6 protein-coding genes are annotated in these 6,978 nt (G+C 67.4%); 5 read left to right on the forward strand and 1 reads right to left on the reverse strand.

All coding sequences use genetic code 11. From position 1 onward, the window contains the following. Window positions 1-62 precede the first annotated feature (62 nt). From AB0305_RS10330 to AB0305_RS10345, 4 genes are all read left to right on the forward strand, one after another. A complete protein-coding gene (locus tag AB0305_RS10330; RefSeq protein WP_364138499.1) occupies window positions 63-551 on the forward strand; it encodes an SRPBCC family protein in 489 nt (162 codons plus the stop codon). A 20-nt stretch (window positions 552-571) separates the two neighbouring features. Next, window positions 572-1,801 (forward strand): acyltransferase, encoded by a 1,230-nt coding sequence (locus AB0305_RS10335; protein ID WP_364138496.1) that lies wholly within the window; start codon window positions 572-574, stop codon window positions 1,799-1,801. Between the two features lie 208 nt (window positions 1,802-2,009). Beyond that, window positions 2,010-2,213, forward strand: coding sequence for a cold-shock protein (locus tag AB0305_RS10340; RefSeq protein ID WP_208747914.1), 204 nt, complete (start codon window positions 2,010-2,012; stop codon window positions 2,211-2,213). A 143-nt stretch (window positions 2,214-2,356) separates the two neighbouring features. Then, the gene (locus tag AB0305_RS10345) at window positions 2,357-3,967 is read left to right on the forward strand and encodes an alkaline phosphatase D family protein (protein ID WP_364138493.1); all 1,611 of its coding nucleotides are present in this window, start codon (window positions 2,357-2,359) and stop codon (window positions 3,965-3,967) included. Between the two features lie 107 nt (window positions 3,968-4,074). Here AB0305_RS10345 and AB0305_RS10350 read toward each other — a convergent pair whose 3' ends face one another. Beyond that, a complete protein-coding gene (locus AB0305_RS10350) occupies window positions 4,075-4,968 on the reverse strand; it encodes a glucose 1-dehydrogenase (protein ID WP_364138490.1) in 894 nt (297 codons plus the stop codon). A 317-nt stretch (window positions 4,969-5,285) separates the two neighbouring features. On the opposite strand from AB0305_RS10350, the gene AB0305_RS10355 reads away from it, so the two are divergent. After that, the gene (locus AB0305_RS10355) at window positions 5,286-6,512 is read left to right on the forward strand and encodes a TerC family protein (RefSeq protein ID WP_364138487.1); all 1,227 of its coding nucleotides are present in this window, start codon (window positions 5,286-5,288) and stop codon (window positions 6,510-6,512) included. The last annotated feature ends 466 nt before the right edge of the window (window positions 6,513-6,978 follow it).

The following is a 6,978-nucleotide window of genomic DNA, read 5'->3' on the forward strand; positions in this document are numbered from 1 at the left end:
GAGGGCGGGGGAGTCCGCCGGGGCCCGCGGAGATGATCGCAAGCGTCTGCAAGGATGGAGCCATGACTCAGAACACCCGCCAGCACCAGGAATCCGTCACGGTCAACGCCTCCGCCGAGGCGCTGTACGACCTCGTCTCCGACGTCACCCGCACCGGCGAATGGAGCCCCGTCTGCAAAACCTGCTGGTGGGACAACGAGGACAGCGCCGGCGACGTCGGCGCCTGGTTCACCGGACGCAACGAGGTTCCGGGGCGGACGTGGGAAACGCGGTCGCAGGTGATAGCTGCCGACCGCGGCAGGGAGTTCGCCTGGGTGGTGGGTGGCAAGTACGTCCGCTGGGGCTTCACGATGACCCCGGCCGAGTCCGGCACCATCCTGACCGAGTCGTGGGAATTCCTGCCGGAGGGGATCGCCATGTTCAAGGAGAAATTCGGCGACAAGGCCGACGCCCAGATCGCCGACCGCACCCGGCAGGCGCTGGACGGCATCCCGAAAACCCTCGCCGCCATCAAGCAGATCGCAGAATGCGTTCCCGCCGCCCAAATGTAACGGACTGGTAACATGGATCGATGCCAAACCAGCACGGATCCACCCGAGTCACGCAACTGGACGGCCTCCGCGGGCTGGCCGCCCTGGTGGTGGTCGCCTGCCACGCGCTCTCCACGCTCCCGTGGGTCGGCCGCGTCGTCTCGAACGACCGGTCTACCCGGCTCACCAGCTCCGAGATGTGGGCAGTGTTCTCCCCGCTCCACGTCCTCTGGAACGGCACCCCCGCGGTGCACGTCTTCTTCGTGCTCTCCGGCTTCGTCCTGATCCTGCCGTTCACCAAGTCACTTCCCGGCAGGAGCTGGGCGCCGTACTATGCCAAACGGCTGCTGCGGCTCTACCTTCCGGCGTGGGCGGCGCTGGCGCTCGCCGTCGTCCTGATGCTGCTGATCCCGCGCACCCCGTCGCCGCTGCAGAGCCCGTGGGCGGACATGTACGTCACCACCCCGGACCCGGGCCAGGTCTTCCGTGACGCCCTGCTGCTGCTCAACGCCAGCACCATCAACACCCCGCTTTGGACGCTCCGCTGGGAGGTGGCGTTCTCGCTGCTGCTGCCGCTCTACGTCTTCCTCGCCCTGCGCTGGCGCCGGTTCTGGCACCTCAAGCTGGCCATCGCCCTGGGCCTGGCGGTCATCGGCGGCGTCTTCCACATAGAAGCCCTGATCTACATGCCGATCTTCGCCATTGGCTCCATCCTTGGCGCCGAACGGGAACGGATCCGCGAGCTGACCAGCGCCTGGCCGCGGGTGATCTGGCTGTTGCTGGCCGCCGTCGGGCTCTACCTGGCCAACGCCGAGTGGATCAGCCCCGAACCGCCCATCTCCGGCATCGAAGCCGTCATCACGGTGGGCGCCACCCTGATCGTGCTAGTGTTCCTGCTCTCCGGCTCGGCCAAGAAGCTGGGCGACACCGCCCTCGCCCAGTGGCTGGGCCGCGTCTCCTTCAGCCTCTACCTGGTGCACCTGCCGATCATCCTGGCCGCCGCCACGCTGTTGCGCGGCGTCTCGCTCCCGCTGGGGCTCGTCCTGGGCGTGGCGGCGTCATTCGGCGTCGCCGAGCTGTTCTTCCGCTACGTCGAAGGCCCCGCGCACCGGCTCTCGGTCGCCGCGGGCCGCGCCGTCGAGCGGCGGATCACCAAGGGCAACCGCGCGGCGGCGGTCGCCGCAACCGAGCCCGCTGCCGTGACGTCGAACCCCCGGCCGGGGACGGCGCCGTCGGCCGCGGACACCCGGCAGACCCAGCCCCAGTCCTAGCCGCCCGGCGTTGGCACTTCGCGTCATGTGGTAAATGGCGGCCTGTAACTCCTGTAGTGTTGAACTTGTTGTTGTGTTTGCAGTTCGTAGTTCAGGCAGTACGCGCGGTCGAAAGTCCGTGTTCTTCTGAAGCAGCGGTTTTGAGCACCCCACACCGGAAGGCCCGAAAGTCGGGATTTTCCTTCCACCTTCACGAAGGACATAAATAATGGCTACTGGTACCGTCAAATGGTTTAACGCTGAAAAGGGCTTCGGCTTCATTTCCCCCGATGACTCCTCGCAGGACGTTTTCGCGCACTACTCCGCGATCAACTCCTCCGGCTTCCGTTCCCTCGAAGAGAACCAGAAGGTCTCCTTTGACGTCGAGCAGGGCCCCAAGGGCCCGCAGGCAACCAACATCCAGGGCCTCTAATTCCTTAGAGTTCCGGGACCGTTAGGGTTCGAGCAGGGCCCGTCTCCGGACGGGCCCTGCTTTTTTGTGCCCTGAGGAGGCCACCCGCGCCCCGTTCACGCCGGCGCCACCAGCGGTTCATCCGGACCGGCAACGGTGGAGGCATGACTGAATTCAGCCGCCGCATTGTCCTCAAGGGTGCCCTGGCCGCCGCCGGTGCCGCCGCCGTCGTCCCCGGAGCCGCCACCGCCGCCAGCGCGTCCGGCGTCGCCCTGGTCCGCAACCGCCTGACCCTGCCCTCCGGCATCTCCACCGGCGACGTCACCACCGGCTCCGGCGTCCTCTGGTCCCGCGCGTCCGGCCCCGGCACCCTGGTGGCGGAGCTGCTGGCGGTCGACGACGGCGGGTCCCCGCTGCGAGGCGGCCGCGCCTTCCGCCGCGTGCTGCGGGGGAGTGCCGCCACCGAAGCCACCGACTTCACCGCCCGGATCGACGCCAGCCACCTCCCCGCAGGCACCCGCTTCGCCGTCAGCATGCACTTCGAGGACCCTGACGGCCTCGCCGGCGATACCGCGCAGGGCTCCTTCAGCACCGCGGCGGACACCGGGCTGCTGGCCAGCGGCCGGGAAGCCCGCGGCCAGAGCTTCGTCTGGACCGGCGACACCGCCGGCCAGGGCTGGGGCATCAACGAGGAGATCGGTGGGATGCGCGGCTACGCGGCCATGCACGCCACCCGCCCGGACTTCTTCATCCACTCCGGCGACACCATCTACGCGGACGGGCCCATCAGCGCCCAGGTCACCGAACCCGACGGGCAGATCTGGCGCAACCTGGTCACCGAGGAGGTCTCCAAGGTGGCCGAGACGCTCAACGACTTCCGCGGCCGGCACCGCTACAACCTGATGGACAAGAACATCCGCGCCCTCTACGCCGAGGTACCCGTCATCGCCCAGTGGGACGACCACGAGACGCACAACAACTGGTACCCCGGCCAGGTCCTCACCGACATCCGCTACACCGAACGCCGCGTGGACGTCCTCGCCGCCCGTGGCCGGCAGGCCTGGCAGGAATACCAGCCGATCGCCGGTGTGAGCGCCGGCGGCACCGGGTTCGAACCCGAACGGATCTACCGCAAGATCTCCCGCGGCCCGCAGCTGGACATCTTCTGCCTGGACATGCGCAGCTTCAAGGACCCGAACACCGACGGCAAGGAAACGCACCTGACCCACATCCTGGGCCAGGAGCAGACTGACTGGCTGATCCGCGAGGTCAGCCGCTCCAAGGCCACCTGGAAGGTGATCGCCAACGACCTGCCGCTGGGCCTGGTGGTCCCGGACGGGCCGGTGAACGAGGAATCGCTGTCCAACCACGACGACGGCGCCCCGCTGGGCAAGGAGCTCGAGCTCGCCGCGGTGCTCTCCGCGTTCAAGCGCAACCGGGTTAAAAACGTGGTCTTCCTGACCGCCGACGTGCACTACTGCGCCGCGCATCACTACTCGCCGGACCGGGCCGCGTTCACCGACTTCGACCCGTTCTGGGAGTTCGTGGCCGGCCCGATCAACGCCGGCAGCTTCGGGCCCAATGCCCTGGACGGTACCTTCGGCCCGAAGGTGGAGTTCTTCAAGGCCGGCGCCTACGCCAACGAGTCCCCGCGCAGCGGCACCAGCCAGTTCTTCGGCCACGTGGACCTGGGCGCGGACGACGTTTTCACCGTCAGTCTCCGCGACGCCAACGGCACCGTGGTCTGGAGCAAGTCCCTCCCGCCGCAGCGCTAACCCCGTCGGGTGCCTGGGAGCCGCCGTCGTGCGCTGATCCCCAGAACGCCAGTGGGCCCCACCCGGAGAATCCCGGGAGGGGCCCACTGGCGTTTGGCGCTGGGACGTTACGGCGTCGGCATGCCGCCGTTGACGTTCAGCGTCTCGCCGATCACGTAGCTGGACTCGGGGGAGGCCAGGAATACGTAGGCCGGGGCGAGCTCGGCCGGCTGGCCGGCGCGGCCCAGCGGGGTCTCCTTGCCGAACTCAGGCAGGTCCTCGGTGAGCTGGCCGCCGCTTGGCTGCAGCGGGGTCCAGATGGGGCCCGGGGCCACGGCGTTGACACGGATGCCCTTGGGCGCCAGCTGCTGGGCCAGGCCCTTGGTGAAGTTGTTGATCGCGGCCTTGGTGGAGGCGTAATCCACCAGCGTCTCCGAGGGGCTGTACGCCTGGATGGAGGTGGAGTTGATGATGGTCGCGCCGGCCGGCAGGTGCGGCAGCGCCTCCTTGGTCAGCCAGAACATCGCGTACACGTTGGTCTTGTACGTGTGGTCGAACTCGACGTCGGTGATGTCGCCCAGGGCCTTCTGCGCCATCTGCTTGCCGGCGTTGTTGACCAGGATGTCCAGGCCGCCGAGCTCGCGGACGGCCGTCTCGACCAGCTCGCGGCAGACGGCCGAATCCTTCAGGTCGCCGGGGACCTTGACCGCCTTGCGGCCGGCCTTCTCGATTAGGTCGGCGATCCGGGCGGCGTCTTCTTCCTCCTCCGGGAGGTAGGACATGACGACGTCGGCCCCCTCGCGGGCGAAGGCGATGGCCGTGGCGGCGCCGATCCCCGAGTCCGCGCCGGTGATGAGTGCCTTGCGCCCCTCCAGCCGGCCGGTGCCGCGGTAGGTCTCCTCGCCGAGGTCGGCCTTGGGGGCCATCTTCGCGTCCAGGCCGGGTTCCGGCTGGCTCTGCTCCGGCGGCTCAATCTGGTCATACGCCGTGACGGGGTTCCTGAACGTGTACTGGTCAGTCATAGTTCTCCTCCGATAGGTGCGTGCGGCCCGGCCATCAGGCGGCCCGGGCTCGGGCGGCGGGTGGATCCCACGGCATGCTAAGCATGCTTATCAATCACCCTAGTTCGATGGCGGGGAGCGCGCAACGCGGGCGGTGCCGATGCCGATCCCACCGTTGTCTGAAACCCGGGGAGTGTGCTTCAATTTTTGGACGGAGGGGAGTATCCCCCACATGTTCCGTCGTCAGTACGGCCGCCCCTGAGCGGCCCGGCGGGCAGGTCTTCGGGCCGGGAGAGACCTCCAGTTGGTAGTGACTGACTGGAAGCGGGTGCTCTTCGATGAATGTTCCTTTGTGGGCCTGGTTGGCCGTCCTTGGCGTGATCGTCCTGATGCTGGCGGTGGATCTGTTCGCCCACCGCAAGGCGCACGTGATCGGCGTCCGCGAAGCGTCGCTGTGGTCCGCCGTCTGGGTCGCGTTCGGCGTCGGCTTCGGCGTATTGGTGTGGCAGCTGTTCGGGGCCGAGTTCGGCCAGCAGTACTTCGCCGGCTATCTGATCGAGAAATCCCTCGCCGTGGACAACGTTTTCATCTGGGCGATCATCTTCACGTACTTCGCGGTACCCCGCGAGTTCCAGCACCGGGTGCTGTTCCTCGGTGTGGTGGGCGCCCTGGTGTTCCGTGGCATCTTCATCGCGGCCGGCTCGGCCATCATTGCCAGCGCCGGGTGGGTGCTCTACCTGTTCGCGGCGTTCCTGCTCTACACCGGCTACACAATGATCCGGCAGCGAAACCAGCACCCGGAGCCGGAGAAGTCGCGGACGCTCGCACTCTTCCGCCGGTTCGTTCCCATGACCGACAAATTCCACGGGCAAAGGTTCCTGGTCCGGAAGAGCGGTGTGGTGCTGGCCACCCCGCTCCTGGCAGTCCTGGCCCTGGTGGAGGTCACCGACATCATCTTCGCCGTCGATTCCATCCCCGCGATTTTCGCCGTCACCGACGAGGTGTTCCTGGTCTTCACCGCCAACGCCTTCGCGATCCTGGGCCTGCGCGCCATGTACTTCCTGCTCGCCGACCTGATCCACCGGTTCATCTACCTGAAGATCGGCCTGGCGCTGGTGCTGGTGTGGGTGGGCATCAAGATGCTCCTTAAGATCGACATCTACTACATCCCCACACCGCTCTCCCTGGGCGTCATCGCCACCATCCTGGCCGTCTCCATCGGTGCGAGCCTCTGGGCCACCCGCGGCCAGGAGCGCAAGGCCCCCGACGGGCCGGCCGTCGCCCCCTTCGGGACGGCCACGGACGCGGACCTGGCGGAACTGGAACCGCTGTGGCGACGCGGACGCGGCGGAAGCGGGAGGACTCGAACGACGACGGCGCCGCCGGGCGCGACGGGCGAGTCGGGGACCGGGGCCAGGGGCGACGAGAGAACGGGTTTCGCGGAGGGCGCCGGCAAGGGTGCCGCGGAGGACGCCGGCCCGGGTCTCCCGGGCGACGCGGGAACGGGTGCCCCGGGCGACGGGGGTACGGGTACCCCGGAGGGCGCCGAGGCCACGCCGCGGTGACGCAGCTCATACCGGTCGCGTAGCCTCAGGCGGGCTGTCAGGGCACCCCCCCGAACCCTTCAGTTCCCCGGAATCCCGGGGGACTGGAGGGCAAGGGGCCCCGCCGGGGTGCGATTTGTGTGGTCCGGTGTTCGTGTGTAAAGTTATTCGAGTCGCCGCCGCTGAAGCGGAAAGATAGCGACCGACCCCCTTGTTGAACAGCCTGGAAAATGGTGCGGAATTGTGCGCCGGTTTTTCGGGTGGGGACCCTTTCCATTGCGTGGGATTCGGCGAATATGCCGGTTTGCATTGCGGTTGGTGATCGGGTAAGTTTGAAAAGTTGCTCCGGAGCGAGTCATGATCCTGAATGGGTTGTGGTGGTGCCGGGTGTGTCTGTTGTTTGAGAACTCAATAGTGTGCCAAGTTTGTTGATACCGATTGTTTTATTGATTGGTTGAAATTGCCGAATCGTGCCGCCCCTGTGGTG

This window comes from Arthrobacter sp. NPDC080086 (assembly GCF_040702285.1).